This window comes from Woeseia sp. D3-10 (assembly GCF_055809415.1).
In genome coordinates, this window is record NZ_JBVVTW010000007.1 from 2,214,746 (window position 1) to 2,241,118 (window position 26,373).

The following is a 26,373-nucleotide window of genomic DNA, read 5'->3' on the forward strand; positions in this document are numbered from 1 at the left end:
GCCGCGGAAACCGATTCATGAGCAGAGTATTGCAATGCATCAACAGATAGCACGTATCGGACTCTGGTTTGCCGGGAGCCTTCTGGCTCTTGCTGTAGTGGCCGGCTGCTCGGGCGGCGCCGGAAACCCGGCAGAGCCGGACACGGAAGGCTCGCCGTTGCGAGCCCGACTGGTCACCACGGAGCAGTACCAGAATTCTCTGGCGTATATATTCGGGCCGAGCGTTGATGTTCGGGTTCAATTCGCACCGCCGCAACGCACGGAAGGTCTGGTTGCCAATGGCGCGGCCAACGCCGGCCTTAGCGAAACACAGGTCGAACAGTTCCAGCGCGCCGCCTCGGGCGTGGCGGAGCAAGTGGTGGACACTGATCACCGGGAGTATCTGTTGCCTTGCCAGCCGGCAGATGCGAAGAGCGCGGATAATGCCTGCGCATCGGCATTCCTTTCAAAGGTCGGGCGCCTGCTCTACCGGCGTGCCCTGAATGACGAAGAATTAGAGCGCTACGTGGACGTTGCCGGAACCGCGGCGGATCGTCTGGAGGATTTCTACGAAGGCGCCGCCATGGCGCTGGAAGGCATGTTGATCAATGCCGAGGTGCTCTTCGTCGTGGAGCGTGCTGAACCGGACCCCCAGAATCCGGAAAAAATGCGTCTCGACGCTCACTCTTTTGCATCACGGCTGAGCTACTTCCTCTGGAACGCCAGCCCGGATGACGAGTTGTTGACGATGGCCGAGACCGGTCAGCTCGACACTTACGAAGGTCGCACACAGGCCGTGGACCGGCTTCTGGCCAGTTCGCGCCTGGAAGACGGAATGCGGGCCTTTTTCGCCGACATGCTGCAGTTCCAGGGCGGCTCGCTGTCCAAGGACCCGACTATCTATCCGCAGTTTACGTCGGTGACGGCGGCGGCGGCGCGCGAGCAGACCTTGCGGACCATGGTTGATTTCCTGATCGAGCGTGAAAACGACTACCGCGATCTGTTCACGAGTCGCACTACCTTTATCACGCCGGCGCTTGCGCCGCTCTACGATGTCGCGGCTCCCCCCGGCTGGACCTCTTACACGTTTCCGGAGGACAGCCCGCGGGTAGGACTGTTATCGCAAATCAGCTTCCTCGCGCAGCACTCGCATCCCGGGCGAAGTTCGCCGACGTTGCGCGGTATCGGTTTGCGCGAGGTGTTCTTTTGCCAGGAAGTACCCGCACCGCCGCCCGGCGTGAATTTTGCGGAGGTGATTAATCCCGCGAAAGGTTATCCGACGCAGCGGGACCGGGTTGCAGTCCATGTTGAGAATCCATCCTGCGCCGGATGTCACAAGATTATGGACCCACCCGGGCTCGCCCTCGAAAACTTTGACGGCTCGGGTCGCTTCCGGCTGACGGAAAACGACGTGGAGATCGACCCCAGTGGCCAGCTCGACGGCATTGAGTTTCAGGATGTCAGCGGCCTCTACCAGGCGGTTCGTAACAACGAGGCTTTACCGACCTGCTTCGCGAATCGCCTGTACAGCTACGGCTCCGGCGGTCCGATGGAGAATCGCAGTCTGTTGGACTTCCTGGTCGAGGAATTCTCGGAAGATGGTTATCGTGTCCCCGAATTGTTGCGGACTATTGCGACCAGCAATTCCTTTTCCCGCGTGCATTTGACCAAGGAAAAAGAGAGCACGGTTGCGCAGGAAAGTCTGAGGCAGCAGCATGGTGCTCTGCCCCAGCTTGCACTAAATTGAAGAGGGCGCGGGCACCAAGCGCAAAGGCGCCGAAGACCCGCTGGCAGTTGCATGAGTTTTTGTGGGGCGAGTTTTGCCTGCGCAGGTTTTTTAGACGTTCCCGGCGCTCGTGCCGCACGGTTAATCCGTTGTTCGCAGCGGCTGGAATCAACGTACCGGAATATTAGGGAGGACGGCTGTGAAGAAACACACGAGACGTCGAGTATTAAAAGGCTTACTGAACGGCTCGGCGGTAACCGTCGCGCTGCCATTCCTGGACGTGTTCCTGAACGGCAACGGCACGGCTCTGGCCTCGAATCGGCCCATGCCGGTGCGGTTTGGTACCTGGGGCTACGGCCTCGGAATTAACCCGAGTGTGTTTGTGCCCAAGAAGCTCGGTCCGGGCTACGATTTGCCGCCGGAAATTGCGTCCTGGGAAAAGGTCAGTCAGCACATCAACCTGATCAGCAATACCCGGGCGTTCACGGATACAAACTCCAACCTCTGTCATTACACGGGCTGGGTTATCTCGAGAACAGGCACGTCGCCGAAGAATACGAGCGACATTCCCGGAGAGACCATCGATGTCACCGTGGCGAATGAAATTGGCGGCACGACCCGCTTTCGCTCACTGACGGCGACCGCTGGCGGCGACCTCGACAGTACCTACAGCTACCAGAACGCCACCACGCCCAATCCGCCGGAGTGGTCTCCGCTGAATTTCTATACGCGGCTTTTTGGGCCGGCATTCAACGACCCCAATGCAGAGACGTTCACGCCGGACCCGCGGGTGATGGTTCGAAAGAGCGTGCTGTCCGGTGTGATGGAAGACTCGAGCAAGCTTGCGAAGACACTCGGTGCAGAAGACCGGGCTCGTCTGGATCAGTACTTTACCGGTCTGCGCCAGTTGGAGCGCCAGTTCGCGCAACGCCTGGTCAAGCCCGAGCCGATCGCGAGCTGCAAACCGCCGGGTCAGGCTCCCGATGATGCACCGATGGATAAAGAAGCAGAGTCTGTTGCCCTAAGGCACCGCTTGATGACCGATCTTATGGTCATGGCGGTCGCATGCGACCAGACGCGCGTCTTCAATATGGCGTACGCACTGGCTGCCTCACCCATCATCAAACCGGGCTATCCGAAACCGCACCACACCACGACGCACGAGGAGCCTGTGGATCCGGCGCTGGGTTACCAGCCAACCCATTCCTGGTTCTTGCGGCGAGCCATGGAGGCCTGGGCGGAATACGTGGAAGCGTTCGCGAGCATCAGGGAAGGCGATGGCACGCTGTTGGACAATGTGCTCATCTACGGCACCACCGATCACGGCTATGCCAGAACGCATACGCTGGACAACATGCCGGTATTCACGGCCGGCCGTGCAGGCGGCCAGCTGAAAACGGGTCTGCATATTGATCTCAATGATACGGCGGGTACCCGGGTCGGTTACACGGCGCTGCGCGCCATGGGCATCGATAAGCCGAGCTGGGGCACGCTGGGCAATGAAGCGTCTGACGTGGTCAGCGAGATACTGGTCTAGGTTAAGCCGCCGTACCTGCGCGGCTCCTGGCGGGCTTTCCCTGTGCATGGGGAAGTCTACAGATTACTTTGGGTAGAGAGTGTCATCGACTATGAGGCGAGGGATTGATCGGATAGATCTGGTGCGTGTGCTGGGTGTCTTCACAACCGTGCTGTGCATGAACGTGTCGGTTGCCGCAGCGGAGGACCTGGCTTCTCTGTTGTACTGGCAGTCGCAGGACGGGGCCGTGTGGGAAGACCACTTCGACGAGCCCATGCCGCCAGGCTTTCAGGTCGTCTCTACGGAGCTCGACGGTCCGGTATTTGCCGATTCCGAGGGCCGGACATTCTACAAATGGCCTCAGCGGGATTTGCGCAACGGCGGCACCGGTGACCGGAAGGACGGTGGTCTGTCCAACTGCAGCGATACGGTTCTGCGGGAATCCGCCGGGCTGATGAGCCCCTATCCGCCGGGTCTGATTCTGCCCGAGCTGGACCGCCGCCCAAGTTGTACGGAGGCCTGGCCGCCGGTACTCGCCACCGAGGGTGCTGAGCCTGTCGGCAAGTGGGCCCTCCTTACACGGGACGACGGCACGCAGCAGTGGACTCACGATGGCTATCCGCTCTACCGATCCGCGCTGGATCGGCAGAAAGGTGATGTACTCGGCGGGCTCAAACTGGATATCGGGGGTGACGCGCCGGTGGTGAGGATGCCTGTAGGGCCCCGGCCCGCGATTCCTCCCGGGTTTCAGGTGCTGCAAACCACGACCGGGCACTTACTGATCAACAATAACGGCGACTCCCTCTACGTATGGGAGGGTGATGAGCCCAATAAATCGAATTGCTTCGACGAATGCGCGGAAACCTGGATAGCCGTGCAGGCGCCGGCGACGGCTTCGCCGCTGGGCGGCTGGTCTGTCATTGAGCGTTCACCGGGAAAGAACCAGTGGACCTACCGCGGTCAGCCGATCTATACCTACGCGCCTGATCCCCATGATCGCAGCCTTCGTGGCAGCGACGTCGAAGGCTGGAGCAACGTCTACACGCAGCGCGCTCTGCCGCCACCGGCGACATTCACCGTGCAGGATTCGCGCATCGGCCAGGTTTTGGCGGACCAGAATGGCAAGACTATCTATACCTACAGCTGTTCGGACGATGCCATGGATCAGCTTGCCTGTGACCACCCGGATAGCCCCCAGGTGTATCGCATGGCCCTTTGTGGCGCAGGCGATCCGGAGCGCTGTCTGCAAACCTTTCAATATGTCACCGCTTCAGAAGGTGCACAGAGTGCGAGCCATCTGTGGAGTGTCATGCATATAGATCCCATGACAGGTCGCCGTGCCGCACCGGAGCAGGCGGAAGCGCTTGCTGTCTGGGCCTATCGCGGTCGTCCGGTCTACACTTTCAGTGAGGACGAGTCGCCGGGAGACGCCAATGCCGATTCTTGGGGCGAGTTCAATGGTCGTCGCAACGGATTCAAGGCATTCTGGCTACGGGATGATTTTCGCGACAACATGTTTAGTCGATGACGGAGTCGGGCAAGTTGCCTGAACCGAGAGGTGAAGTATGCAAAACAGAGCACTAGCATCTGCTGTTGAGAGGCAGCAACCGCCACTTTTCTTTGCCTTGGCTGGAGCCTTGCTGGCGTTCTCCGGACTGACGGGGACAGCGATTGGCGCAGAGTCACCCCCGGACGGCCGGGTCGGCTACGTATTGACGGATCGTCACTGGGAGCTGTTCGAAACCGAGGACGGAGCCGCCGAGTGCCCTCAGGGTTTCAACCTGGGGCCGCGCGAGCAGTACAGTGCGGAGTTCCCTGATTCGGACGGTGTCAAACGCACGGTGGCTGAAACCCGGTTGCTGCGTGAAGGCCGGCAATGGCACCCGACCATTGTCGAGACAGACCCGTTTCCGTTCCTCGCGGCACAGGGCAACAAGGTCGACGGCCTCAACCTCGACGGTGTTGTCGGTGACGACGATTTCCAGTCCGTGGATGGCCAGACTACCGGCATTGATAACCAGCTTTACCGGGTCATCGGCTGTATTGCGCATTACCGGGCAGGCGGCATTATCCGGCATTTCGAGAACAAGTTCGCGCAGCAGTACAACGACAATCGCTGGATCGTCGAGCTGACCCATGTAGATGATCTGGCCAATGACAATGAAGTGACCGTCAGTATCTACCGCGGCATCGATGATCTGCTTACTGACGCCAGCGGTGAAGCCTTCATTGCCGGTGCAACGCAACGGATCGATACCCGTTGGGGCAAGCAATACATGGCGCAGACTACAGGCCAGATCGCCGACGGGGTGTTAACGACGGAGCCTATCGATACTGTCAAGATTCCGTGGTCCAGTACCTTTGATACCAGCGGCTATCAGATGTTTCGCGGTCTGCGGCTGAAGCTCGACCTGAGCGCCGAGGGCGCTGAAGGTATGCTCGCTGGCTACACGGATGTTGAAAAGTTCAACCATCAGTTGAACACCACCTGGTCCACGCACCATCAAAGTTATGGCCAGCTGTCGTCCTTGTCGCAATACCACGCGCTCCGGCACTTTGCCGATGGCTACCCTGACCCGGAAACCGGTGCTAACACCGCCATATCGTCTGCCGTAAAGGTCAAGATGACGCGGGTTATCATTTTGCATGAGGACGACGCGTACAAGAACGTTGCCGCTCGCGCAGAAACGGCCAATTGAAACACCATCGACACGACGCGATGACCAATACTCTGACTCGCCGCCGCCTTAGCAAACGCGGTGTCGGAGGTTGCGGTACCTGCGACTTGCTGGGTGGTGTGCAGGCAAACGCCATGGGTCGTTGCAACTCCTGGAGCACGAGCGGCGACTGATGTTTGAGAGCCGATGAGGTCCGCCGTGAAACTGTCCTGCTCCTTTGTGCTCCTGTTCTCCCTGAACGCATTCGGCGCTGAGGCTGCCCTGATCGAACGGGGCAGGTACATAGCCACCGCGGCCAATTGCCAAACCTGTCATACGCGAGCAGGCGACGACGCTTTCGCGGGCGGTTTGGCGTTTACGACAGACTTCGGGACGATCTACTCGACGAACATTACGCCCGACGCCGAGACGGGCATTGGCGGCTGGTCGGAGGACGACTTCGAGCAAGCCTTGCGACAAGGTGTGCGCCCCAACGGGGAGCATCTCTATCCAGCCTTTCCCTACACCGCATTCACTGGCATGAGCGATGACGATGTCGCGGCACTGTACGCCTATTTGATGACTGTCCCGCCGGTGAATGCAACGCCGCCGGACAACGAACTGCGGTTTCCCTATAGCCAGCGCTGGGCGCTGGCGCCGTGGAAGTGGCGGTATTTCGACGAGGGCCGCTTTGAACCGGACGAGTCAGAATCGGCAGAGTGGAATCGTGGCGCCTATTTGGTGGAAGCCGTTGCTCATTGTGGCGCGTGCCACTCGCCCCGCGGCGCGCTGGGGGCAGAAGACAAGGATCTCGCGTACAGCGGCGGTATCTACAAGGACCGCGTCAGCGCGCGGGATGACCGACTGATCGGCTGGTCAGCCCCGAACCTGACGGCGGCAGCGACAGGCTTGCAACACTGGACAGAAGATGAGCTGAGTGACTATTTACTATTCGGCTACAGCGAGCGCGCCGGCGTGTTCGGTCCGATGAACAAGGTCATCATGAACAGCACGCGGCACCTGACGGAAGCGGACACGCGTGCGATGGCGGTATTTCTGCTGGGTCTTCCCGCCGTCGAACGCGGCGACACACCCAGCGCCAGCGAGGAAACCCTGCGTGTCGGCGAGCTGCAATACGATATCAACTGCGGCACCTGTCACCTTCCAAACGGGCCTCGGCTCGCGAGACACCGGCCCGCCGCTGATGGGCAGTCCGGTGACACTGGCGGCGGAACCGGAAGCGCTTATTAACATTACCCTCCACGGTGCCGAGTACCCCGAGACCCCGCCATCCAAAGTGTGGGAGGAGAAGCGCCATTGGGACAGAATGGAGGCCTTTGGTCAGAAGCTGAGCGACAAGAACGCGGCGGCGCTGCTGACTTACATCCGCAGCGCCTGGGGCAATGCGGCCAGCGAGGTAACGCCAGAGCAGGTCGCGGCACAACGCTAGTCGCGGCGTCCGGTCGGGCAGCGAATTTCTGACCGGCTTTGGAATAAACTTTTACGATGTCTGTGATCCAGCCGATCGGCGCCTAACCCCGGTGCCGAAGGACTGAGGTGACATCAGACACAATAGGGAGAGGCAATGATGAATAGTCTCACTAGCGGTATTTTGACTTTGGTGGTTTCGCTGCTTGCCGTGCAGGTCGTCCTTGGCGAAGAGGGCGTCGAATCGCCCGACGTTATCGCGCACCCGGGTGCGGTTGCACTTTCAGAGACGAAGCCGGGTGAATGGTCTTACAAGGCGTTTCCAAGCCTCAGGCCGCTGTACGTTAATGAGAACGACAGCGACGGAAAATCCTCGTGCGATGACAGCTGCGCCTCGGCCTGGCCACCGCTCAGGGCCGATGAAGAAGGTGCCGAGGTTGGCGACTGGAAAGTGATCGTGCGCGATAACGGTGAACTGCAGTGGGCCTACAAAGGGCAACCGGTGCACCAGCGATTCCACGATTCGGTTACCAACCCCCGGGGCGATGGCCTCGATGGCTTCCACCTTCTCAAGCCTTGATCCCTGATCGAACCGGGATCAATGGCGCGAGGTCTTCCTCACGTCAGCTTGCCACTCCGTGGCGACTGCCTGAATAATATTGCCCGCGGACACCGTCCCTGACTCTCTCAACCTATTGGAACCTGTTATGCAATTACCCAAGGTCTTTTCCGCCCTCTCTGTCATCGCGTTGCTGGCTTCGGCGCCTGCAAGTGCCCAGTCCGACGATTCAGCGCGTCTCGCGTATGAAAAGGAACTGGCGGCCGAGCGCCCCATCGAAGGGATAGGCAGCATCTGGCTGGAGGAGCTGACCTGGCTGGAAGTGCGCGATGCGCTTGCGGCAGGCATGACCACCATCATTATTCCGACCGGCGGTATCGAGCAAAACGGACCTTACCTTGCACTTGGCAAGCACAACTATGTCCTCGAGGAATCCTGCGAGGCTATAGCACGCAAGCTCGGCGACGCCCTCTGCGCGCCAATCCTGAAACTCGTGCCCGAGGGTGATATCGACGAGCCCTCCGGACATATGCTCTACCCCGGTACGATCAGCATGCGGCAGGAGACCTACCAGGCAATCCTTACGGATATCGCAGAGAGTCTGGAAACCCACGGCTTCATGGACATCGTCTTCATTGGTGATAGCGGCGGTAATCAGAACGGGATGGAAGCCGTTGCCAAAGAGATGAATGCGCAATGGAAAGAAGCCCGCGCGCATTTCGTGCCCGAGTATTACAAGTCCTACTTCGATGGCTTCGATCTGCTTAAAGATGAATTCGGCGTCGAGCAGACCACAAACGAGGGCATCCACGATGACATCGTCATAACTTCACTGATGCTTACTGGCGATCCCGAAACGGTGCGCTATCGCCAGCGCCTTGCTGCCGGTAAGGCATCAATCAATGGTGTCTCAATCGCGGACCTTCCGGCCATCCGGAGCATAGGCAATGCAGTGCTCAAGTACCGCGCTGAAGAAACCGCGGTTGCCATCAAGCTCGCGAGGGCAAGAAAATGATGGGCGTTAATCGAATATTAGTTCGACAGGTTGGCTAGGAGCGAGAGAGGTATCCGACTTATTCTCCCGGTCGTCAGGACCTGCGGCAGGCGCGCGTCCACCGGTACGGCGCTCCAGTTTCGCTCCGACGGACGGATGGCGTAGCTGGCGTGGCTACTACGCGCTTGGGTAATTCATAGCCTGTACAAATCTGACACTTTTCTTGGGGCGCGCCCCAAAGGGTAATGCTGATGCGACCGGAATCAATCCTCTCAGCTGCCACCTTTATTGAGTTGAAAAAAGTGCCTTAGCGGCATTGCGCTGCAGTTGTGACTGCCGTCACAGGCGTGGCCGAAAGTTCGGGTAGCATATTCGTTCTTGCCGGCCTTACGTCCTGTCGAGGGTGTAGCTCACATGCGATTAATCAAGTCTGTGGTGCCCGCTTTTCTGTTCAGTGTCCTGCTATGTCAAACGTCGTTGGGCTTCGCGCAATCGACCCAGCGCCAGGAAATCGATGCGGCCTTTCGGGAGGCCAAGTCGGCGCTCGATAAGTGGCGTGGCGGCCCGGCTATCGAGCACATTTTTGCCACGCACCTGAGCATACTCGAGGCCGACCCCAGCTACGCGCCGTCTTACGTAGAACTTGCGCGCATCGTTTTGAAGACCTCTGCGAAAGGGGCTTATGGACCGCACCATGAGTTCACGCAGGATGGCATGGCGGTTGTGCGCCAGAACCTCGACGAGGCTCTCACTCTGGATCCGAAACTTGCCGACGCCTGGGTGCTGTACGGCTATGCGGCGGCCAATGACGGGCAGCCCAATCTTGCTCTTGCGATGTTCGACAAGGCCGAAGAGCTTGGCACAGACAGTTTTTGGTTGCCTTTGAATCGTGCGCAGACGCTGGAAATTCTGCGACAACCCATGAAGGCACTGCAGATTTACTCGGATATACATCCGCGACTTGAACCCGGTACCAACGAATACCAGTCAGCGGCAGCCGGCTACCGGCGTACAGTCCCTGACGACATTGCCAGGTTCGAATTTCAACAATCGCTGACTGTTGCGGACCCGGATGTTGCCAGTCATTTCTACGGCCATGCAAAAGACCTGCTGGGCAAAGGCGCTTACGTTGCTGCTCAGGAGGCAGCGTTGCAGGCAGTCAGCACACGGGCCTACCGGCAGACCCTCGGACTGCTGGCGTTGACGATGTATTGCAATGCGACGATCGCGTTGCAGGAGGATCGCCCGAACGATGCAACCGTGGCGTTACTCACCGCGTCGTATACCGGCGTTCCCCTTTCCGAGCTGATGCTGGCGGCCATGTCGATACCGGGCGGTGATATCGCTGTGCCGCTGATCATCAGTTCGGCACAAGGCCCCGAGGATTTCGAAATCGACGGCGATTCCTGGCTGACCTTCGCTCTGAATACCGGCAATAACACCGCCGCTCTGCAGATGGTCGAGGCTGGCATTGGCACGCAAGTCTCGGCCGCCGCGGTCAATTTCCCGCTGCATCGGGCCGTAAGCTATGGAATGCATGATGTAGTTGCCGCCTTGATTAAGCGTGGCGCCGACGTCAACGCTGTCGATCGGGACGGCGCAAAGCCGCTGAACCTCGCGATCTTGCAGAACGACCAGCGCAGCATCAAGATGCTGCGCGATGCGGGTGGCTCTGCGAATCCGGAGACCTGGACGGCGCTCGTTGAACAGGTTGGTGGGGGAGATCCCGCTGCCATCGACAGCGCAGTAGCCTTCCTGCAATTGAAAGAACCTGGCAACGTGCCTGTGCGCCTGGCGCTTGAGCAAGCGCTGATTATAAATCCACTGCCCGTCATCAATGCGGCGAACAAGATCGGCCTGCACGACAGCTTATGCGCGCATTCCGCCGAACCGAATGCCGATGCGGCTGGCAATTCGCTGCAGCGCCGTTTTGCGGCGGTGGATTCGCTGCGTAAAAACACAGGACATTCCAGTGTGGATTACGCACCCGTCTATATGTGCTACGTCAAACTGCTTGAGGCGCAGACCAGCGAGCCCCCGTTGCGGGTGCCGAGCCGGATTCAGCCGGTTGATTTCAATACCTGGGTAGCGCACTTGCAGCAAATGCTGGACAAGGTGGGTAGCGCTGACCGGGTTCCGGGCGCAGCAAGGCAGATCGCCAGTCTCTTGTTACGAACGCAACCGAAGCACTACCAGAGTCGTTTGCTGTCGGCCCGGGTGGACTGGATGATCTTCAGTCGCAGGCAAATGACAGCGAACGAAGTGCAGTGGGCGATGTTGGCCGCGCAGCTCGACAGCTTGCTGGGTGACCACCCGCACGACGAAGCAGCGCTGCAGCTCTACCGTTCAGTGCTGACCAGGCAAGACCGACCGATGCTGGCTGCATTGCTGCACTAGTCACATTGCATGCGGCGTTAGCATTTGCACAGAGGGTTTGACGAATCGAGCCGGGCACTTCTGAGGACGCGCATTCTGGGTGACTAATGCTGCGCTGACAATTGCGACCGCGTATCCACGGTCCTTGTCCATGCTTACCACGAAACGACAGAAGCCAGGGCGGAAGGAGAACTGGCTGTTCTTCTCCTTCCTTTGTTCCTGGTTCCTGAGTTGAACAATGACTTAACCGGCTTTGCCTGCAGTACCGCCCGGTAGGCCTCCAGGCTGGCCATCAGCGGGTTGCCGGCGAGCGGGTATTCCCGCTGAATATTTTTGGCGCAGCCGGTAAGGCGGTTCACGTAACTCGCGCAGTTATCCCTGACAAACGGGTTTCTCAGGTCGGTCTTCAGCAAGGAGGGGTCGGTTTTCCTGCAGACGTCGCCAGGCTTCAGGCTGGCGAGTCCACCGGTACTCTCGAGACCGGCCAGAAGAAGTAGTGAGCTGTTGTTGGCGATGCGCATGTAGTCACGGTATCTCTCGATTTCTACCGGTTGAGACTGATTTGGTTCCCGCATTCTCCGGCCCAGCTGTTAATCTTCATGTGTCCGGCGTAGGCGCTTTTCGGGGCGTCCGGCATCGCGGTGCACTGTTTAAACCCGTATCGGCGTCGATCTTCGGCGTCGTAGGTGTCGAAGGCCCAGTTCGTATGTGCCCGGATATTGGCGATCTCGTCCCAGTTGAAACGAAAGGGGGCAACCGGGAGCTGCGGCGCGCCCGCCGGCCCGGTGCTGCGCAAAGAAGGTATTGCAGCAACCGCTCCGGAAGTTGCCTTGGCGATCGCTGTTGATCTTCAGCCTGTGCGTCTGACGTGCAAGCTTGCACGTTCGATCTCAATGGACTGCAAAGACTGCAGCAGAACATGGGTCCGCGAAAATTCGACGACGCATAAAAAATGTTGCGTAAACCGAGACGACCGTGATAATAATTCCACAATACGATTGAATGACGCACCGTCACCCGATGATCAGCCAGCAAAGAAATTTCACAGTGAACTTGTCAGCCATTCGATGGCTGCTGCTTACTGTGCTTGTCTGGTCACAGTTTGCTTTTGCTGCGCATCAATTTGAACATTCGACAGACAATGTATTCGACAATTGCGCCATATGTGCGCAGTTTGATCGCGACGACGACGTCACATTCGATACCGAACACTGTGTCGATTTGTTACTTAGTCCCCAGTCGGCTGTTCTGAATTATTCACCAGCCGAATTCGCGGCCGAACGTTTTACCCTCTACCAGTCTCGCGCTCCCTGATTCCTGAAACTACCGATTAACGGCGTTTGACGTCGTTGCAGGGCCGCAATCCGTCTGCGGCTCGTGTCCGTGTTCGTTTCAGGAGTCGATCCATGCATTCTCGCTCAATCTCTGCGCGCGGCCGTTTGGTCGCCGTCGCATCGGCATTGCTGATGCTTTCCATTCCCGTTCAAGCTCAAACCCGGTCCGGTCCGGATTCTGATTCACTCGAGGAAATCGTCGTGACGGCAACGCGGCGTGAAACCCCGCTGCTTGAAATCGCCGCCTCGGTGACGGTCCAAAGCGCTGCCGAACTGAGGGCCAAGGGGTTCGGCTACGGGACCGATGAGTTTCGCGGGGTGCCTGGTGTTTTTCTTCCGCCGCGGTGAGGGCGACGGCGAAGAATTCCCGTTTATTTCCATCAGGGGGGTCACCGGCAATCATGGCAATGACACCTTCCTGGCATTGGTAGATGGCGTACCTTTCGTCGGTCCGGACGAGGAGGTCTTGCTCACGGAAGTGCCTTACGCCGTCGTCGACAGTATCGAGATTGTGCGTGGCCCGGTATCAGCCTTGTACGGTCGAGGCGGCATTGCCGGTGCCGTGAACTATCGAACGCGCCCCTTGAGCGATGACCGTACGGAGCTTTCGCTGAGTGCGGGTACAGAAGGCTTTTTCCGTGCAGAAGGCCAGCTCGAACGCGGCTTTGACAACGGTGCGGGCATCCTGCTCAGCGCGGCCCACGAGGACTTCGATGGCTGGCGGGAAAACAGTCAAAGGCAACTCTCAAGCGTATTCCTCAAGGGTTTCTATCCGCTCGACGAGCGTAGCACCGTAACAGGCTGGCTGACTTACTTCGACCGCGAGGCTGAAGTGCCGAGCGTCATTCCGACCCTGGCCGATGGCACGCCGGTGTCCGTATCTGGCGGGGACGAATCGTTTCTCGGCTACCTGCCGACACGGAATAACCGGACCGGCACGATCGCGGCTGCCCGTTACACGTTCACGGCAAGCGAAACGCTGGAGTTTCAGTTCACGGGTCAGGCGCGGCGCTTTGACTCCGATGTACGGTTGAATTTCTACGACTACTTCGAATTTGATCCGGCCAACAACGTAATGGGTGTGAATGGCTTTGCCTCTGACAACGATGCTTCGGTCTATTTCGGTGAGGCAACGGTGAATTGGGCGGCAGGGCGGCATACCCTAGTTGCCGGAATCAGTGCGGAACGTGCGGAACTTGACGAGGCAGATCGCTGGAGCGGCGATATAGACCCGTTTTTCAGCGGCGCCTGCAGTTTTCGCTTCTACGCTATCCTGATCGACTACTCGACCGGAGAGGTCCTGAATGACTCGCCGGGAAACGCCTGCTTTGCCCGTGACGAACTACGCACAGCGGCAAATACCAGCAACGAGTTCTACGGTGTTTTCGTTCAGGATGAAATCGCGCTGACGGATCGCGTGAATCTGACGGTCGGTCTTCGCTATGACGAATTCGACCGGCAAGTGGACTTCGCCGTTGTCGGCACGCAGCCCGTCGATCAGAGAGCGACCGGCAACGCCAACGCATTATCACCGAAAATGTCGCTCAGCTATCACTACGGTGCCGGACTTCTGTACGGCAGTTTCGGGCGCGGTTTCAATTCCAACTTCGGCCCGGTATTTCAGTGGGAGCCGGACCGGTATGCCCGCGAAGAAGAGCCCACCACCATCGACAGCTACGAGCTTGGCTGGAAAGGGCAGGTCGCGGATGGCCGCTTTGAGTGGGAAACGGCCGTGTTCTATCTGGAGCAAAAAGACCGGCGAATTTTTGTACCGAACCCCGACGTTGCCGGGCCACCGACTCTTGCAACCACCGGGCAATCGTATTCCAGTCGCGGACTTGAGGCCTCGATTCGCATGCGGCCGTCAGAGCGGACCAAGGCGACCGTCAACTACACCTACCTTGATCCGCAGTGGGACGATCTGGTCATTGCAGGCAGCTTCGGCGCACCTGATCAGGACTACTCCGGAGTTGTTCCGCAGGGCGTTCCGGAGCACATGTTCTATGCCGAGCTCGAGCACCGCTTTGCGGACTGGCTGACGGGCCGGATTACCTACGAGTGGTACGACGACTATTACGTGGACCTGTCCAACAGCGTATCTAACGGCGGCTACGATCTGTTGGGGGTTTCCGCCTCCATCACGGTTCCGGGCAACGACGCGATCGCGCTCGATCTCGCCGTGACCAATGCGCTCGACGAAGACTATTACTTTTACTTCGCCGGTTCCCGAACGATGGCAACCAACGTGTCACCCGGTGTTCCCAGGATGGCCAGGGCGACACTGCGCTGGCGTTTTTGAGGATCTGCTAACCAGAGGAGGAAAGGCACCATGACGACGGAATATGCACTTGAAGCGCAAGGGCTCGGCAAGCGGTTCGCGGATAATCAGGCCCTCGCCGATCTCAATCTCGCCATTTCTCATGGTGAGGTGGTTTGCCTGCTCGGAGCCAACGGAGCAGGCAAGACAACGACCATCAATCTGTTCCTGGGTTTTCTTCGCCCGGACTCGGGGAGAGCGCTGGTGGAAGGTATTGACGTTGCATCGGCACCCGTTGAAGCCCGGCGCCGCCTGGCATATTTGCCGGAATCGGTGGCCCTCTATCCGAAGCTCACGGGTATAGAGAATCTGACGTTTTTTGATCGTCTGGCGGGCGGCAAGCGCAAGCATGACGAACTGCGCTTATTGCTGCGCGAGGCGGGTCTGCCGGACGCAGCGACCGAGCGGCGTGCTTCAACCTACTCAAAAGGTATGCGGCAAAAGGTTGGCATTGCCATTGCGATGGCCCGTAACTCAAAAGCCTTGTTGCTGGACGAGCCCCTGTCAGGGTTGGACCCGTCCGCTGCTAGCAGTCTATGTGACCTTGTTCGCCGTCTACGTGATGATGGCAGCGCGGTATTGATGGCGACGCATGACATTTTTCGGGCCAAAGAAATAGGTAATCGCATCGGCATCATGATGCATGGTCGACTCGTGAACCTGCTGGATGCGGCCGCACTCGATGCCAAGGAAATTGAAACGATTTATCTGAAGCATCTGCATGACGCGGATGATGCGGTCAGGGAACGAGCAGCATGAATAGCGCCATCTCTGCAAAAGACCTCGTGTTGCTCGGCCGGGAGCCAGTCGTTCGCGGACTTTTCATTGTTACGATTGCGTTGTTTATCGTTTGTCTCCTGACCGGGATGCAACGTGAGCGAGTATTCGACAAAGAGAAAGCCGCGGCTTTGGCAACGGACAGTTCAGTCTGGCTAAACCAGGGGGATCGAAACCCGCACTCGGCCGCGCATTTTTCCCGGTACGCGTTTCGTCCCGCATCGCCGTTGGCTATCCTCGATCCAGGGACCAGTGACTTCGCCGGTCTGGCGATCTGGATGGAAGCGCACTATCAGGATCCAGCGGTGTTCCGGCGTGCCGAAGATGGGGGTGATCTCAGTCGTTACGCTCAGCTAACCCCGGCGTTTCTGATCGTCACGGTTGCTCCGCTGATCGTTTTCCTGATGCTGTTCGGTAGTGTAGCCGGCGAGAGGGAGGACGGAACCCTGCGCCAGTTGCTGGCGACCGGCGTCAGTACCAAAGCGTTCTTCCTCGGTAAGTTATTCGCCGGTCTGCGCCTGACACTGTTGGCCTACTCGGCTGTTTTCCTTCCCTTTGCAATTCTGTCGCTGTTCTTGAGCCCGGCGACTCTGGGCGTTGACGCTTTGGTGCGGCTTGCGGCGTTGTACCTCACTTATGCTGCCTATCTGACTGCAATCGTAGCGGTGGGCATTGGCATGTCAGCCTTGTTTCGTACGCGACAGGCTGCGTTTCTCGCGTTGACCTGCGCCTGGGCATTGATGACGACCATCGTGCCGCGCTTTGGCTCGGACCTTGGTGTGAGCCTCCACCCTCAGCCGGACGCACGTGAAGCCGCAGCGCGTCTGAGCGCGGCTTCCGGCATTTACTTCGGCGACCCCGAACTGCGGAAACGCGTCGAGCAAGAGGTTCTGGAGCAGTACGACAAGTCGTCAGTCGACGAGTTGCCGATCAATTACAGCGCTTACACCCTGCAAACCAGCGAAGAGTTATCCGAGCCGGAATTCGACCGGTTCTACGCGGACCTTGACGCGCGTTATGCAGATCAGGAGTCGGTAACGCGTTGGTTGTCGCTTGTATCCCCCGCACTGACAGCCGCAACGTTGTCGCGCGGAATTGTCGGTACCGATCGTATACACCAGCGTGATTTTGCGCGCGCGGCTGAAAGCCATCGGCGCGACATGATCCGGCTGCTGAACGAGGACTACATGTACAACGCGAGCTCGGTCGGTGCGGCTTACACAGCGGATGAGACTTTGTGGGCGCAGTTCGAAGAGTTCGATTATCAACTGCCTTCATTTGCTGCTGTTGCCGGCACTTATTGGATCGATTTTCTCCTGCTGCTTGTCTGGCCAGTCTTCGTGATCTGGGCAGCTTATCTTCTGGTCAGTCGTGCCGTTCGCGGTGAGGTACCCACAGCATGATTCGCGCCATACTTGTACACGAACGCTTGAACTTCCTGACACGCGGTCCCGCGCTGGTTGCATTTCTACTGATTGTCGTCGCATTCGCTTATGCCGGCTGGAGTGGTGGCCAGTGGCGAGATGCACAGCTTGCCAGTGTGCAGTCGTTCGAGGCGGAGAAACTGGCAGCACTCTCGGAGTGGAGAGCTGAACTCGTTGCCGTCGAAGCGGGAGAGACCGGGGTACCGCCAAGTGCTGCGAATCCGATGGCGATATCGTTCCCGGCGGTACTGCCGCCAGCCTCACTTGCCGATTTCGCAACAGGTAATGCCGATCTGCACCCGTCGAGTGCCGAAATCTCACCCGGTCGAAACTTGTCGAGCGTTTTCGGGCGTTATCAGTTCGACAATCCCACAACACTTGCTTCCAGTTCGTTCGATCTGGCGCTGGTCGTTGTGTTGCTTATCCCCATAGTCATGATCGCGGTGTCTTTTGACATCCTGGCAACAGAGCGACAACGGGGATCGTTGGCGATGGTGCTGGTGTCGCCGGTGAAGCTGACGCACCTGGCCTGGACCCGACTCGCTTTTCGTAACGGCCTGATCTGGCTACTGGCTATTGGCGTTATGTTGTTGGTTGCCGTACTCAACGATGCGGGCGGCGATCGCTACCCACGTTTCATTCTCTGGACAGCTGCCAGTTTGCTCTACGGGATTGCCTGGTTCGCCATCATTGCCTTTTGTGTTGCGCGGTTCAGGTCCGCGATGGCAACAGCCGGTTCTCTGGTTGGCTTGTGGTTGTTATTTACTTTAGCCCTTCCAGCCACCTTCGCTACTTTGGCGGAGGCTCTGTACCCGATGCCATCGAGACTGGCTTTTCTTTCCGAGATTCGTGAGGCGCAAAGCGAAACCAGCAAAAGACTCGCACAATTGACGGAGGGCTATCTGCTTGACCACCCTGACTTGTCGGTCGGCGATGACAGCCTGCCGTCCTTCTACCGTGCCGGGTATCTGTCGAATGAAGCGGCACGCGATTCGACGCAACCTATCGTCGAGTCTTACGAGCGTGCTCGTGCCGGGCGTGAAGCAACCATTCGGTGGGTGCAGTACTTGTCGCCGTCAATCATTGCTCAGCGTTTGCTCATGCAAAGCGCAGGCGCGGATGTCGACAGACAGCATCGATTTCAGGCTCAGGTGCAGTCAGCGCTTGTCGATCTGGCGGATGCTGTTGGTCCGTCGGTTGTTTCACGCAACCGGCTGCCTCTCGCGGAATTTGATCGACTGGAGCCGTTCGAATTTTCCGACGTATCGCCTCGGCATATCGCCGGCAACGCGATGGTACCGGTATCGTTCCTGCTCTTGTTGAGCTTGGTCATCGGAGTCGCGGCGCATCGGCGATTCGCAAGAGACCGCTTGCGTGAGTAAGACAGCAACCGCTTTCGTGGGCTTAGCCGGAGCGCGCTCCGAGCTTGGTACAGGATTCAGGCGTTGGGTTCGGGCTTTAAGGGGCGCTGCATTGACGGCGTTTCCGGCCTGCATTCCGTTGACCGATCTGTTTGCCCAGGAAGTGTTCTCACCGCCGGCGACGCCGGCACAGTATGCGGCGTTGCGGACCAGCGAGCCGATTGTCGTCGACGGCAATCTCGATGAAGCGATCTGGCAGTACGCCAGCGCTATCGATGAATTCATCCAGAAAGAGCCCGTGCAGGGTGCGGCAACCTCGTACCGGACCGAGGTGCGGGTGGCCTTTGATGACAATGCGCTTTATGTCGCCGCCATTTGCTACCAGCCGCGAACCGCGCTCCGGGTGCAAAACCTGGATCGTGATTTTGCCGACGACGAGAACGATCTCTTTGGCATTGCTATCGATGGGTTTCTTGACCAGCGCAGTGCCGTAACGTTCCAGACGACGCCTTACGGCAACCAGCGTGACGCAGAAGTAATCGACGACAGGGACGTCAATACAGACTGGAACGTGCGTTGGGACGTTCGCACCCGAATTGAAGATGATCACTGGGTTGCCGAGATGGCCATTCCCTGGCGAAACCTGCGCTATCCGGACGGCGCCGAACGCCTCGGTGTCATCTTCGCCCGGAACATCCGTCATTTAAACGAACAGGCAACGGCGCCATCGGTCCCGCGGGTATTCAGTGTCTATCGCATGGCTTACCAGGGCGAGCTTGCCGGTATCGTTACGCCGCCACCGTCAACCAACGTTCAGATCAACCCCTATGCGCTGGTAGAAAAAATCGACACTGGTACGTCCGCCACCAACGAGGAGTTTGGCGGTGAACTCAAATGGGCAATCTCACCGAATACAGTCCTCGATCTCACCGTCAATACTGATTTCGCACAGGCTGAGGTTGACCGGCAAGTCGTTAACCTTGAGCGATTCAGTGTCTTCTTTCCCGAGCGCCGCCAGTTCTTCCTGGAAAATGCCAACCTCTTTAATGCCAGTGTGACCAACTGGATTCGCCCATTCTTCAGTCGTCGTATAGGCCTGGATGAGTCGGGCCGGCCAATTCCCATTGACGGCGGCGTGCGCCTGACACGGCGCTCCGCCACGCAGGAAATGGGCTTGCTTGCGATGACTCAGGAAGGCGCGGATGACAGACCGGCATCCCGCTTCGGCGTTGCCCGCTATTCACGAAACTTTGCCGGACAAAGTCGATTGGGTGGGATGCTGACCTGGCGTCAAGACAGCGAACTGAACACAGGTGCGGAATTCACGCCGGCCAACGACAACTTCACCTACACGGTTGACGGGCTCTGGCGGCCGAATCAGAAGATCGGCGTGCACGCCATGGCTTCGGCGTCCCGAGACGACGCCAAGGGCAATGGGGTGGGCAGTCAGTTATGGGCCTACTACAAGAACAACTGGCTCTATGCCGGCCTGCTCGAGTACTTCAACAAGGACTATGAGCCGGGCATGGGCCTGGAGATTCTCGATTCGAACTTCGTTTTGCACAGCCCGGCGGTCAATCTCGACCTGCGCTCCGAGCGGCTGCCGGATTTCGTGCGAAGTTTCACGCCCGGGTTCGAGGCCTATGTTTATCAAAGCGCCGATGACGGCGACCTGATGTTTGCCTACGCGCCGATTCGACCAGTGGAATTCAGTTTCCAGAACGGTGCGCAGATCGGCCTGATCGTGGAACCGAACTGGCAGCGACTGGAGGAGCCGTTTTATCCCGCCGGCATCGAAGTGGCTGCCGGCGACTACGACTACACGCGCTACCGGGTGGAGATGGCCTCAGATCAATCCGCCAAAGTATCGGGGAGCCTGGAAGTCGAAACCGGTGACTATTTCAACGGCGAACTCACCAGCTACCTGGTATCCGCACGCTACGCGCCGCTGCCACAAATCGAATTGTCGACCGACTTCGAAATCAATCGCATTCGAAATCTGGGCGCAGGGCACAGCGAAACGACAGAGGCGGTCGGTCTGAGCCTGCGGCTCGCACTCAGCCCGCAGCTCCAGTTCAGTACCTACTACCAGCACAACAGCGTCGACGACCGGTCCATTTGGAACGCGCGGCTCGCCTGGGAATACCGGCCTTTGTCGTACTTCTACCTGGTCTATAACCGGGGCGACGACGAGCAACTGACACCTGGCTCGGGCAGTGAGCAGATCATCGCGAAATTTTCGTATTTGTTTGAAATTTGAAGCGACAGTCGTCGCCCGGAAATTTCGTCACAACTTAAGACGTACATTTACTTGGCGAGCCGTACTCAAAAGATGAGTTCGGTGTGGAGCAGACCACAAACGAGGGCATCCACGATGACATCGTCATAACTTCACTGATGCTTACTGGCGATCCCGAAACGGTGCGCTATCGCCAGCGTCTTGCTGCCGGTAAGGCATCAATCAATGGCGTCTCAATCGCGGACCTTCCGGCCATCCGGAGCATAGGCAATGCAGTGCTCAAGTACCGCGCTGAAGAAACCGCGGTTGCCATCGAGCTCGCGAGGGAAACGAATTAGCGGGTCAAGCGAATTAGGGGTTGAACCGGACTAATTTAGTCGAAGAAACGTTCCGCAAAGGTGTTACAACTTTGAGGTAGGTCTATTCGTGAACACTGTTGCGACAACTGGCAAATCGGTAGTGCAGCAACAAGTTTATCGCAGACTGTTACAAGACCTCATTGGCAAGGAATTACGAACGAGAATTCGTAGAAGCATCAATGTTTGCGGCGCAATTGGATACGACCGTGACAAAGAGCGGACCAACGCGATGTTGTGCACGTGTTGTGCCGAAGAGACCGGTGGCCGCACACAGCGAACTAGCCGGACAGCCAGTCCGACTCGATGGAAGAACTGATGCGTCGGGTCTTCTTGTTATCCGCGAGCAAGAATACTGTTGCAAGGTTTTGAAAGCAGCCTCATCGGGACAGGATATCCGGTAGCGATCCGGACCAGCTGGCCTCGATTCGCATACCAATTACAAGGGCGCGGCCTGCGCTTATTCCAAACGATGGGTTACGAATGTACTGGACATTTGGCTGGATGCGAATCCAGTCCGACAGCATTGCGCTATAGGTGACCTCAATGCTCGATTCGTGCCGTGCGGAGGCACCGCTGAATTCGAGCCAGGGCGTGCCGGCGTGCGCGCGCGTGAGCGCTAGTCCGAGGCTGTCTTCGGGGCACCTTTTGAAAACGTTTGATACCAACACACCAGCTCCAGAATAATTGTCGAGCGTATTCATGTCGGCGTTGGCGACACCGTAACGGAGGAACAGATCTATCTGTGGCTCGTCGTTGCCACCGCCTGTCAGGGTAGCGTCAGAAAATACATACAAGCCCCGGTTATCAGCGCTCGACCGATTGTCGCCGTTAGCCGCCAGCAGGTGTTCGAATCGGGCTGAGTATTGCCATCCGCCAATGCCGCCGCGCAGCCTGTCGTCGAATCTATAATTGACTTCCAGTGCATGCAGAAGTCCGTCCGCACTGCCGAGTCGGACCGTGGTTTCATCCGGCCTATTCGGGTTTCCCGGAACACCGTCAAGCAACGCATAACGAACTGTTGTTGACTCACTGATGTCCCAATGCAGCCGTGCTGCGAGTGAGGTGACCGGGAAGATCGATGGCCCGTTCTGGCCGGACTGGGAGAACTCCGCGCCGATACCGTGGGAGCTGTTTAGGAACATTCTTGAGCTGTCAATTACGTCGAACTCGGAGTTCAGGTCGTACAGGCCAACTCGCAGGCTCACTGCCGGTGAAAGGTGTGTTTCATACCAGAACTCGTACAAGCGTAGCGCCTGTTCCGTGTCGATGTTCGACAGGACCTGAAAGTCGCCCACGTACCGGTCCGAAAAGTAGTGTCATCGTTCCACAGGAGGTAGGTGAACAACGTGCCGGGCATTCCCGTCACGACTTTCTCCAAGTCCAGAGTGATCGCGAGATCGACGTTCTGCAGTAAATCGGTCGTATACGCGGCTTAAATGATGGGCTCGCCGGCGGCAAACGGGCGTTCTGCGGTATTCAGCAAAAGAATGGAAAGGTGCGCAAGCCGAGCCGGCCCCGAGGGCGGAAAAGTTGTCAGCATTTTCCGAAGTTTTCCCCGTTTGTATCGAGGAATGGTATTATACAATCCGAAAAAACCATCAAGGAAAAAGCACTATGCCTGGACTCAATAACATCCTCCTTTGGTTATCGACGCCGAATCACTTGCTCGTGGAAATCGCGATCGCCCAAGGTTTCCGAGGCTTCGTGTTGGATATCGAGCACGGAGTCTTCGACGTTTCCCGACTCGATACCTTCGTCGCCTATTGCCGTGCTGCAGATGTTTCTTTGTTCGCTAAGGTTGCAGCGCCTCGTGTCGAGGCTATTCAGCAGATGCTTGACCGCGGTTGCCACGGAATCATAATTCCCCACGTGGGTGGGCTTGATGATGCAGCCAGACTCGCGCGTGCCGTGAAATATCCACCAGTCGGCACGCGAAGTTTTGACGGTGGCCGTACCTCTGGTTTTATGGCGCCTGACGGAGCATATTTTGACCAGTGCAACGCGACCGTGATGTCGATCCCGATGATCGAAACCGCGGCCAGCCTCGATGCGGTGGAAGATATTGCGCGCCTGCCGGCCGTCGATGCATTGTTCGTCGGACCTTACGATCTGTCGTTGGACTCCGGTCGTGGGCCCTATCGCAAGAGCGAAGAGGACGAAGCGGCACTGGGACGTATTGCCCGCGCTGCGCGGGATGCTGGCAAGGAGTGGTGGATGCCAGCGTGGACGCCAGTCGAGCGTCACATTGCCAGCTCGCTCGGAGCAAGCCATCTCGTGGTCGCTGAAGAGCTAGGATTGTTCCAGGACGGCTTGGTGAGCTTACAGAGGGAGCTTGTTGTCGACGGCAAGTAGCGCGCCTCCGATGGTCGCGGTTACTTGCCGGCAGAAATGAGGGCGGACTTCGGCCTCGTAAGTGCATGGTATCCCAGCTCGCTCAGACTGCAGCCAACGCCTGAGTTCTTTCGTCCACTCCAGGGCAGGCAGGGTGCGAGGTAATCGCATCGGTTTGCAAACCAGGTTCCAACCTCGAGCCGTGCGCCAAGTTGTCGAGCGGAATCGAGATCAAAGGTCCAGATCGACGCGGTTAGACCGAAGTCAGACGCATTGATCCTCGCTATTGCGTCTTCGTCACCAGCAACCGACGACACAGTCACCACCGGCCCAAATACCTCTTCGCGCAACAGGCGGCAGTGCGTTGGCAAGTCACTAACCACGGCTGGCGGCAGATAGCTGGCCGGCAGTGACATGGCGATTTCTTCGCCAGGCGATACGACGTTGGCACCTCCGTGGCGTGCTTCTTCCAGCAATGTTCGGATTCGGTTGGCCGCAATGTCGCTAACAACAGGGCCGAGCGTGGTGGAATCATCGAAAGGGTTCCCAAGCCGAAGCATGGCCGCCTCGCGCTCCAGCGCATTCAGGAACTCGCGGTACAGCGGCTTGGCCACGAAAATGCGTTCTATTGCGCAACAGGATTGACCCGCATTGAAGAATGCACCCTCAGCCAGAGCCGCAGCAGCAGCGGACGGATCCGCGTCATCACGAACATACGCAGCGTCCATGCCCCCAAGTTCGAGTGTAATTCCTTTCAGTGTCTGCCCGGCGATACCAGCGATCATCCGGCCGACATCTACCGAGCCGGTAAAGACCACATGTTGGATACGACTGTCTGCGACCAGTGCTTGCGTATCAGAGTTCCTGCAATGCAGGTAGCCGAGCGCACCGTCGGGAACGCCCGCACTGTGAAACGCACGGCAAAAGTTTTCTGCCACCAGTGCCGTTTGCGGAGCGTGTTTCATGATAACGGAGTTGCCCGCGACGAGAGCAGGGAGGACGCTGTTCACCGTTGTGAGGTATGGATAATTCCAGGGAGCGATAACAAGCACAACACCACAAGGTTCGCGGCAAATCTGCACGCGATCACTGTTTCGCCAGTCTCTCTCCTGTACGGCAAGGGTTTCGGGCGCAATATCGAGCAGGTATTCCGCACGTTCCAGTACGCCGTAAAATTCGCCCGCCGTTTGTGCGAGAGGACGACCCATGCTCCACGTGAGTTCCTCGCATGCGGTGTCGGGAGTGTCACAAAGCAGCTTGATTGCACGGCGACAGATCGCAATTCGCTCTGTCAGCGGGCGTCGCGCCCATTCACGTCCCGTTGCCGCTGCTGCATCAAGTGCAGCAGAAATTTCCATTTCGCTGGCATAGGGTCGGGTTGCATAACCGCGGCAGTTTACCGGCGATACGATTTCAAACTCGGCGGCGCGTTCCGTTTGAGTGGCCCCAGCGTATTTTTCGTCAAATGATTTCCGCATAACGCTCGAGCTCCCAATTCGTCACCTGCGATGAAAACTGTCGATGCTCCCACTCCCTTGACAAAACGAAATGGTCGACGAACGCATCGCCGAACAACATGCGCGCGTGTTTGGAGCCTGCAAGACGGGATGCGCTGATTCTCAAATCGTCAGGTAACGCCGCGTAATCCGGCAAGTCCTGTTCGTAGGCGTTGCCCTGGATCGGCGGGGTTGGCGACAAATTTCCTTCGATGCCGAACATGCCGGTCGACAAGGCGGCCCCAAGTGCGAGGTACGGGTTGGCGTCTGCTCCCGGAACCCGGTACTCGACCCGCAGGCTGTTCCCGGTCCGACCGACCACACGTAACGCGCAGGTACGGTTATCTTTGCCCCAGGTCGCGAAGGTCGGTGCCCACGTACCCGGCACGAGCCGTTTGTAGGAGTTTATCGTCGGAGCAACCAATGGCATCACATCCGGCATGAGCTGTTGTTGCCCGGCAATGAACGACAGCATCGTGGGACCGGGTATCGCGCTGTCGCTAGGGTCACCAAATACGGGATCTCCCTCTCGATCGCGGAGCGACATATGAATATGTCCGCCCTGGCCCTGGTGCCTTGTTGACCACTTCGCCATGAAGCAGGCCGTTAGCCCGTGTTCGCGAGCGAACTGCTTGACGGCGAGTTTGAAGAGCATAGCCCGATCTGCGCTGACTAACGCATCGCCGGGCGGCAGTGCCGCTTCCCAAATTCCCGGACCGTTCTCTGTGTGCAGGCTGTCAAGCGTTATGCCATACCTGCGGCAACTGGCCCGCAGTTGCTCGAACAGCGCCAAATGCTCCAGAGACTTGAGGCCCGAATAGCCAAAGTTTCCGTCATAAAGTGTCTCTAGACGTTGGAAGCCTTTGTCGTGAAGTGTTCGGTTAGTCTCACGAAACAGCGTGAACTCATACTCGAACCCACACAGCGCAGTGAAACCGGCACTTTCCAGTCGTTCGACAGACCGTCGTAGCAGTGAACGGGGGCACAGGAGTTCGTAATCGCCGGAAAACTCACATAGCGCGAGCAGTGATCGTGCACCATCCTTGTCGGATATTTCGAGAACCGCATCGTCGATAATGCGAAGAGAGGCATCGGGAAAACCGTGTTGCCACCCGACCTGCGGGGCGCGATCGCCATTTTCATATAGCCGGTCGGCCACATCCCAACCGAGAGTGCAGTCGCAGATGGAGAGACCGTCCCGGAATCCTTCAAGAAAGCGGGATCCGTTGACAATTTTTCCGCGCAGTACTCCGTCGACATCGGTGACACCGATACGCACACCGGCATCAGGGTTACCGTTGACGAACTGACTGATCTCGTCGAATGACAGATATCCTGACTCGTTCATTGGCTCCGCAAACCTTTGTTATTGTGCTATGATTAAGGCAAGTGTGGTATTTATATCACCAATAGTACCGAAAGTCGCGATATCGGGCGAGAGCCGATTAATTTAAGGCGGCTTGACCTAGGTACAACACTCGGATCCAATCTGCCCGGAAA

General features: G+C 58.1%; 22 protein-coding genes. 18 read left to right on the forward strand and 4 right to left on the reverse strand.

Annotated elements, in window-relative coordinates:
- Positions 1-34 precede the first annotated feature (34 nt).
- The 10 genes from AC0L8N_RS10375 (at position 35) to AC0L8N_RS10420 (ending at position 11,256) form a co-directional block, all read left to right on the forward strand.
- Positions 35-1,726 carry a DUF1592 domain-containing protein gene (locus tag AC0L8N_RS10375; RefSeq protein ID WP_473667572.1) on the forward strand — a complete coding sequence of 564 codons (1,692 nt, stop codon included), beginning with the start codon at positions 35-37 and terminating at the stop codon, positions 1,724-1,726.
- A gap of 178 nt (positions 1,727-1,904) precedes the next feature.
- Positions 1,905-3,242 carry a DUF1552 domain-containing protein gene (locus AC0L8N_RS10380; RefSeq protein WP_473667573.1) on the forward strand — a complete coding sequence of 446 codons (1,338 nt, stop codon included), beginning with the start codon at positions 1,905-1,907 and terminating at the stop codon, positions 3,240-3,242.
- Positions 3,243-3,333: 91 nt separating this feature from the next.
- A complete protein-coding gene (locus AC0L8N_RS10385) occupies positions 3,334-4,749 on the forward strand; it encodes a hypothetical protein (RefSeq protein WP_473667574.1) in 1,416 nt (471 codons plus the stop codon).
- Positions 4,750-4,786: 37 nt separating this feature from the next.
- Positions 4,787-5,920, forward strand: coding sequence for a hypothetical protein (locus tag AC0L8N_RS10390; RefSeq protein WP_473667575.1), 1,134 nt, complete (start codon positions 4,787-4,789; stop codon positions 5,918-5,920).
- A 20-nt stretch (positions 5,921-5,940) separates the two neighbouring features.
- A complete protein-coding gene (locus AC0L8N_RS10395; RefSeq protein ID WP_473667576.1) occupies positions 5,941-6,072 on the forward strand; it encodes a hypothetical protein in 132 nt (43 codons plus the stop codon).
- A 25-nt stretch (positions 6,073-6,097) separates the two neighbouring features.
- Positions 6,098-7,129 carry a c-type cytochrome gene (locus AC0L8N_RS10400; RefSeq protein WP_473667577.1) on the forward strand — a complete coding sequence of 344 codons (1,032 nt, stop codon included), beginning with the start codon at positions 6,098-6,100 and terminating at the stop codon, positions 7,127-7,129.
- 76 nt (positions 7,130-7,205) lie between these two features.
- Positions 7,206-7,328, forward strand: coding sequence for a hypothetical protein (locus AC0L8N_RS10405; RefSeq protein WP_473667578.1), 123 nt, complete (start codon positions 7,206-7,208; stop codon positions 7,326-7,328).
- A 138-nt stretch (positions 7,329-7,466) separates the two neighbouring features.
- Positions 7,467-7,886, forward strand: a complete 420-nt coding sequence (locus AC0L8N_RS10410; protein ID WP_473667579.1) for a COG4315 family predicted lipoprotein — start codon at positions 7,467-7,469, stop codon at positions 7,884-7,886.
- A 127-nt stretch (positions 7,887-8,013) separates the two neighbouring features.
- The gene (locus tag AC0L8N_RS10415) at positions 8,014-8,880 is read left to right on the forward strand and encodes a creatininase family protein (protein WP_473667580.1); all 867 of its coding nucleotides are present in this window, start codon (positions 8,014-8,016) and stop codon (positions 8,878-8,880) included.
- Between the two features lie 393 nt (positions 8,881-9,273).
- Entirely contained in the window at positions 9,274-11,256 is a 1,983-nt protein-coding gene (locus tag AC0L8N_RS10420) for an ankyrin repeat domain-containing protein (protein ID WP_473667581.1), read from the forward strand.
- Positions 11,257-11,390: 134 nt separating this feature from the next.
- On the opposite strand, the gene AC0L8N_RS10425 is transcribed toward AC0L8N_RS10420, so the two are convergent.
- A complete protein-coding gene (locus AC0L8N_RS10425) occupies positions 11,391-11,810 on the reverse strand; it encodes a hypothetical protein (RefSeq protein WP_473667582.1) in 420 nt (139 codons plus the stop codon).
- Between the two features lie 831 nt (positions 11,811-12,641).
- On the opposite strand from AC0L8N_RS10425, the gene AC0L8N_RS10430 reads away from it, so the two are divergent.
- The 7 genes from AC0L8N_RS10430 to AC0L8N_RS10460 all read left to right on the forward strand — a co-directional run bounded on the left by AC0L8N_RS10430 (position 12,642) and on the right by AC0L8N_RS10460 (position 21,025).
- A complete protein-coding gene (locus AC0L8N_RS10430; protein ID WP_473667583.1) occupies positions 12,642-12,917 on the forward strand; it encodes a hypothetical protein in 276 nt (91 codons plus the stop codon).
- Complete coding sequence (locus AC0L8N_RS10435; protein WP_473667584.1) at positions 12,874-14,868, forward strand: TonB-dependent receptor; 1,995 nt, start codon at positions 12,874-12,876, stop codon at positions 14,866-14,868. The genes AC0L8N_RS10430 and AC0L8N_RS10435 overlap by 44 nt, the downstream gene beginning before the upstream one ends.
- A 30-nt stretch (positions 14,869-14,898) precedes the next feature.
- Positions 14,899-15,645, forward strand: a complete 747-nt coding sequence (locus AC0L8N_RS10440) for an ABC transporter ATP-binding protein (protein WP_473667585.1) — start codon at positions 14,899-14,901, stop codon at positions 15,643-15,645.
- Positions 15,642-17,066: a DUF3526 domain-containing protein gene (locus tag AC0L8N_RS10445; RefSeq protein WP_473667586.1), complete on the forward strand. Its 1,425-nt coding sequence runs from the start codon at positions 15,642-15,644 to the stop codon at positions 17,064-17,066. The genes AC0L8N_RS10440 and AC0L8N_RS10445 overlap by 4 nt, the downstream gene beginning before the upstream one ends.
- Positions 17,063-18,469 (forward strand): DUF3526 domain-containing protein, encoded by a 1,407-nt coding sequence (locus tag AC0L8N_RS10450; protein ID WP_473667587.1) that lies wholly within the window; start codon positions 17,063-17,065, stop codon positions 18,467-18,469. Before AC0L8N_RS10445 ends, AC0L8N_RS10450 begins: the two co-directional genes overlap by 4 nt.
- On the forward strand, positions 18,462-20,708 hold the full coding sequence (locus tag AC0L8N_RS10455) for a carbohydrate binding family 9 domain-containing protein (protein WP_473667588.1): 2,247 nt from the start codon (positions 18,462-18,464) through the stop codon (positions 20,706-20,708). The genes AC0L8N_RS10450 and AC0L8N_RS10455 overlap by 8 nt, the downstream gene beginning before the upstream one ends.
- Before the next feature lie 83 nt (positions 20,709-20,791).
- Positions 20,792-21,025: a hypothetical protein gene (locus AC0L8N_RS10460; protein WP_473667589.1), complete on the forward strand. Its 234-nt coding sequence runs from the start codon at positions 20,792-20,794 to the stop codon at positions 21,023-21,025.
- Between the two features lie 398 nt (positions 21,026-21,423).
- Here the strand turns inward: AC0L8N_RS10460 and AC0L8N_RS10465 are convergent, their stop codons facing one another.
- The gene (locus AC0L8N_RS10465; protein ID WP_473667590.1) at positions 21,424-22,341 is read right to left on the reverse strand and encodes a carbohydrate porin; all 918 of its coding nucleotides are present in this window, start codon (positions 22,339-22,341) and stop codon (positions 21,424-21,426) included.
- A 319-nt stretch (positions 22,342-22,660) separates the two neighbouring features.
- On the opposite strand from AC0L8N_RS10465, the gene AC0L8N_RS10470 reads away from it, so the two are divergent.
- Positions 22,661-23,398 carry an HpcH/HpaI aldolase family protein gene (locus tag AC0L8N_RS10470; protein ID WP_473667592.1) on the forward strand — a complete coding sequence of 246 codons (738 nt, stop codon included), beginning with the start codon at positions 22,661-22,663 and terminating at the stop codon, positions 23,396-23,398.
- A gap of 20 nt (positions 23,399-23,418) precedes the next feature.
- On the opposite strand, the gene AC0L8N_RS10475 is transcribed toward AC0L8N_RS10470, so the two are convergent.
- Both AC0L8N_RS10475 and AC0L8N_RS10480 read right to left on the reverse strand, forming a co-directional pair.
- A complete protein-coding gene (locus tag AC0L8N_RS10475; RefSeq protein WP_473667593.1) occupies positions 23,419-24,855 on the reverse strand; it encodes an aldehyde dehydrogenase family protein in 1,437 nt (478 codons plus the stop codon).
- Positions 24,839-26,221: a glutamine synthetase family protein gene (locus tag AC0L8N_RS10480; protein WP_473667594.1), complete on the reverse strand. Its 1,383-nt coding sequence runs from the start codon at positions 26,219-26,221 to the stop codon at positions 24,839-24,841. Before AC0L8N_RS10480 ends, AC0L8N_RS10475 begins: the two co-directional genes overlap by 17 nt.
- Positions 26,222-26,373: the final 152 nt, after the last annotated feature.

Coding starts and splice junctions, on each gene's coding strand:
- AC0L8N_RS10375 (WP_473667572.1), top strand. CDS start 35: ATGCATCAACAGATAGCACGTATCGGACTCTGGTTTGCCGGGAGCCTT.
- AC0L8N_RS10385 (WP_473667574.1), top strand. CDS start 3,334: ATGAGGCGAGGGATTGATCGGATAGATCTGGTGCGTGTGCTGGGTGTC.
- AC0L8N_RS10390 (WP_473667575.1), top strand. CDS start 4,787: ATGCAAAACAGAGCACTAGCATCTGCTGTTGAGAGGCAGCAACCGCCA.
- AC0L8N_RS10395 (WP_473667576.1), top strand. CDS start 5,941: ATGACCAATACTCTGACTCGCCGCCGCCTTAGCAAACGCGGTGTCGGA.
- AC0L8N_RS10405 (WP_473667578.1), top strand. CDS start 7,206: ATGGAGGCCTTTGGTCAGAAGCTGAGCGACAAGAACGCGGCGGCGCTG.
- AC0L8N_RS10410 (WP_473667579.1), top strand. CDS start 7,467: ATGAATAGTCTCACTAGCGGTATTTTGACTTTGGTGGTTTCGCTGCTT.
- AC0L8N_RS10415 (WP_473667580.1), top strand. CDS start 8,014: ATGCAATTACCCAAGGTCTTTTCCGCCCTCTCTGTCATCGCGTTGCTG.
- AC0L8N_RS10420 (WP_473667581.1), top strand. CDS start 9,274: ATGCGATTAATCAAGTCTGTGGTGCCCGCTTTTCTGTTCAGTGTCCTG.
- AC0L8N_RS10425 (WP_473667582.1), bottom strand. CDS start 11,810: ATGCGGGAACCAAATCAGTCTCAACCGGTAGAAATCGAGAGATACCGT.
- AC0L8N_RS10430 (WP_473667583.1), top strand. CDS start 12,642: ATGCATTCTCGCTCAATCTCTGCGCGCGGCCGTTTGGTCGCCGTCGCA.
- AC0L8N_RS10435 (WP_473667584.1), top strand. CDS start 12,874: ATGAGTTTCGCGGGGTGCCTGGTGTTTTTCTTCCGCCGCGGTGAGGGC.
- AC0L8N_RS10440 (WP_473667585.1), top strand. CDS start 14,899: ATGACGACGGAATATGCACTTGAAGCGCAAGGGCTCGGCAAGCGGTTC.
- AC0L8N_RS10445 (WP_473667586.1), top strand. CDS start 15,642: ATGAATAGCGCCATCTCTGCAAAAGACCTCGTGTTGCTCGGCCGGGAG.
- AC0L8N_RS10450 (WP_473667587.1), top strand. CDS start 17,063: ATGATTCGCGCCATACTTGTACACGAACGCTTGAACTTCCTGACACGC.
- AC0L8N_RS10470 (WP_473667592.1), top strand. CDS start 22,661: ATGCCTGGACTCAATAACATCCTCCTTTGGTTATCGACGCCGAATCAC.
- AC0L8N_RS10475 (WP_473667593.1), bottom strand. CDS start 24,855: ATGCGGAAATCATTTGACGAAAAATACGCTGGGGCCACTCAAACGGAA.
- AC0L8N_RS10480 (WP_473667594.1), bottom strand. CDS start 26,221: ATGAACGAGTCAGGATATCTGTCATTCGACGAGATCAGTCAGTTCGTC.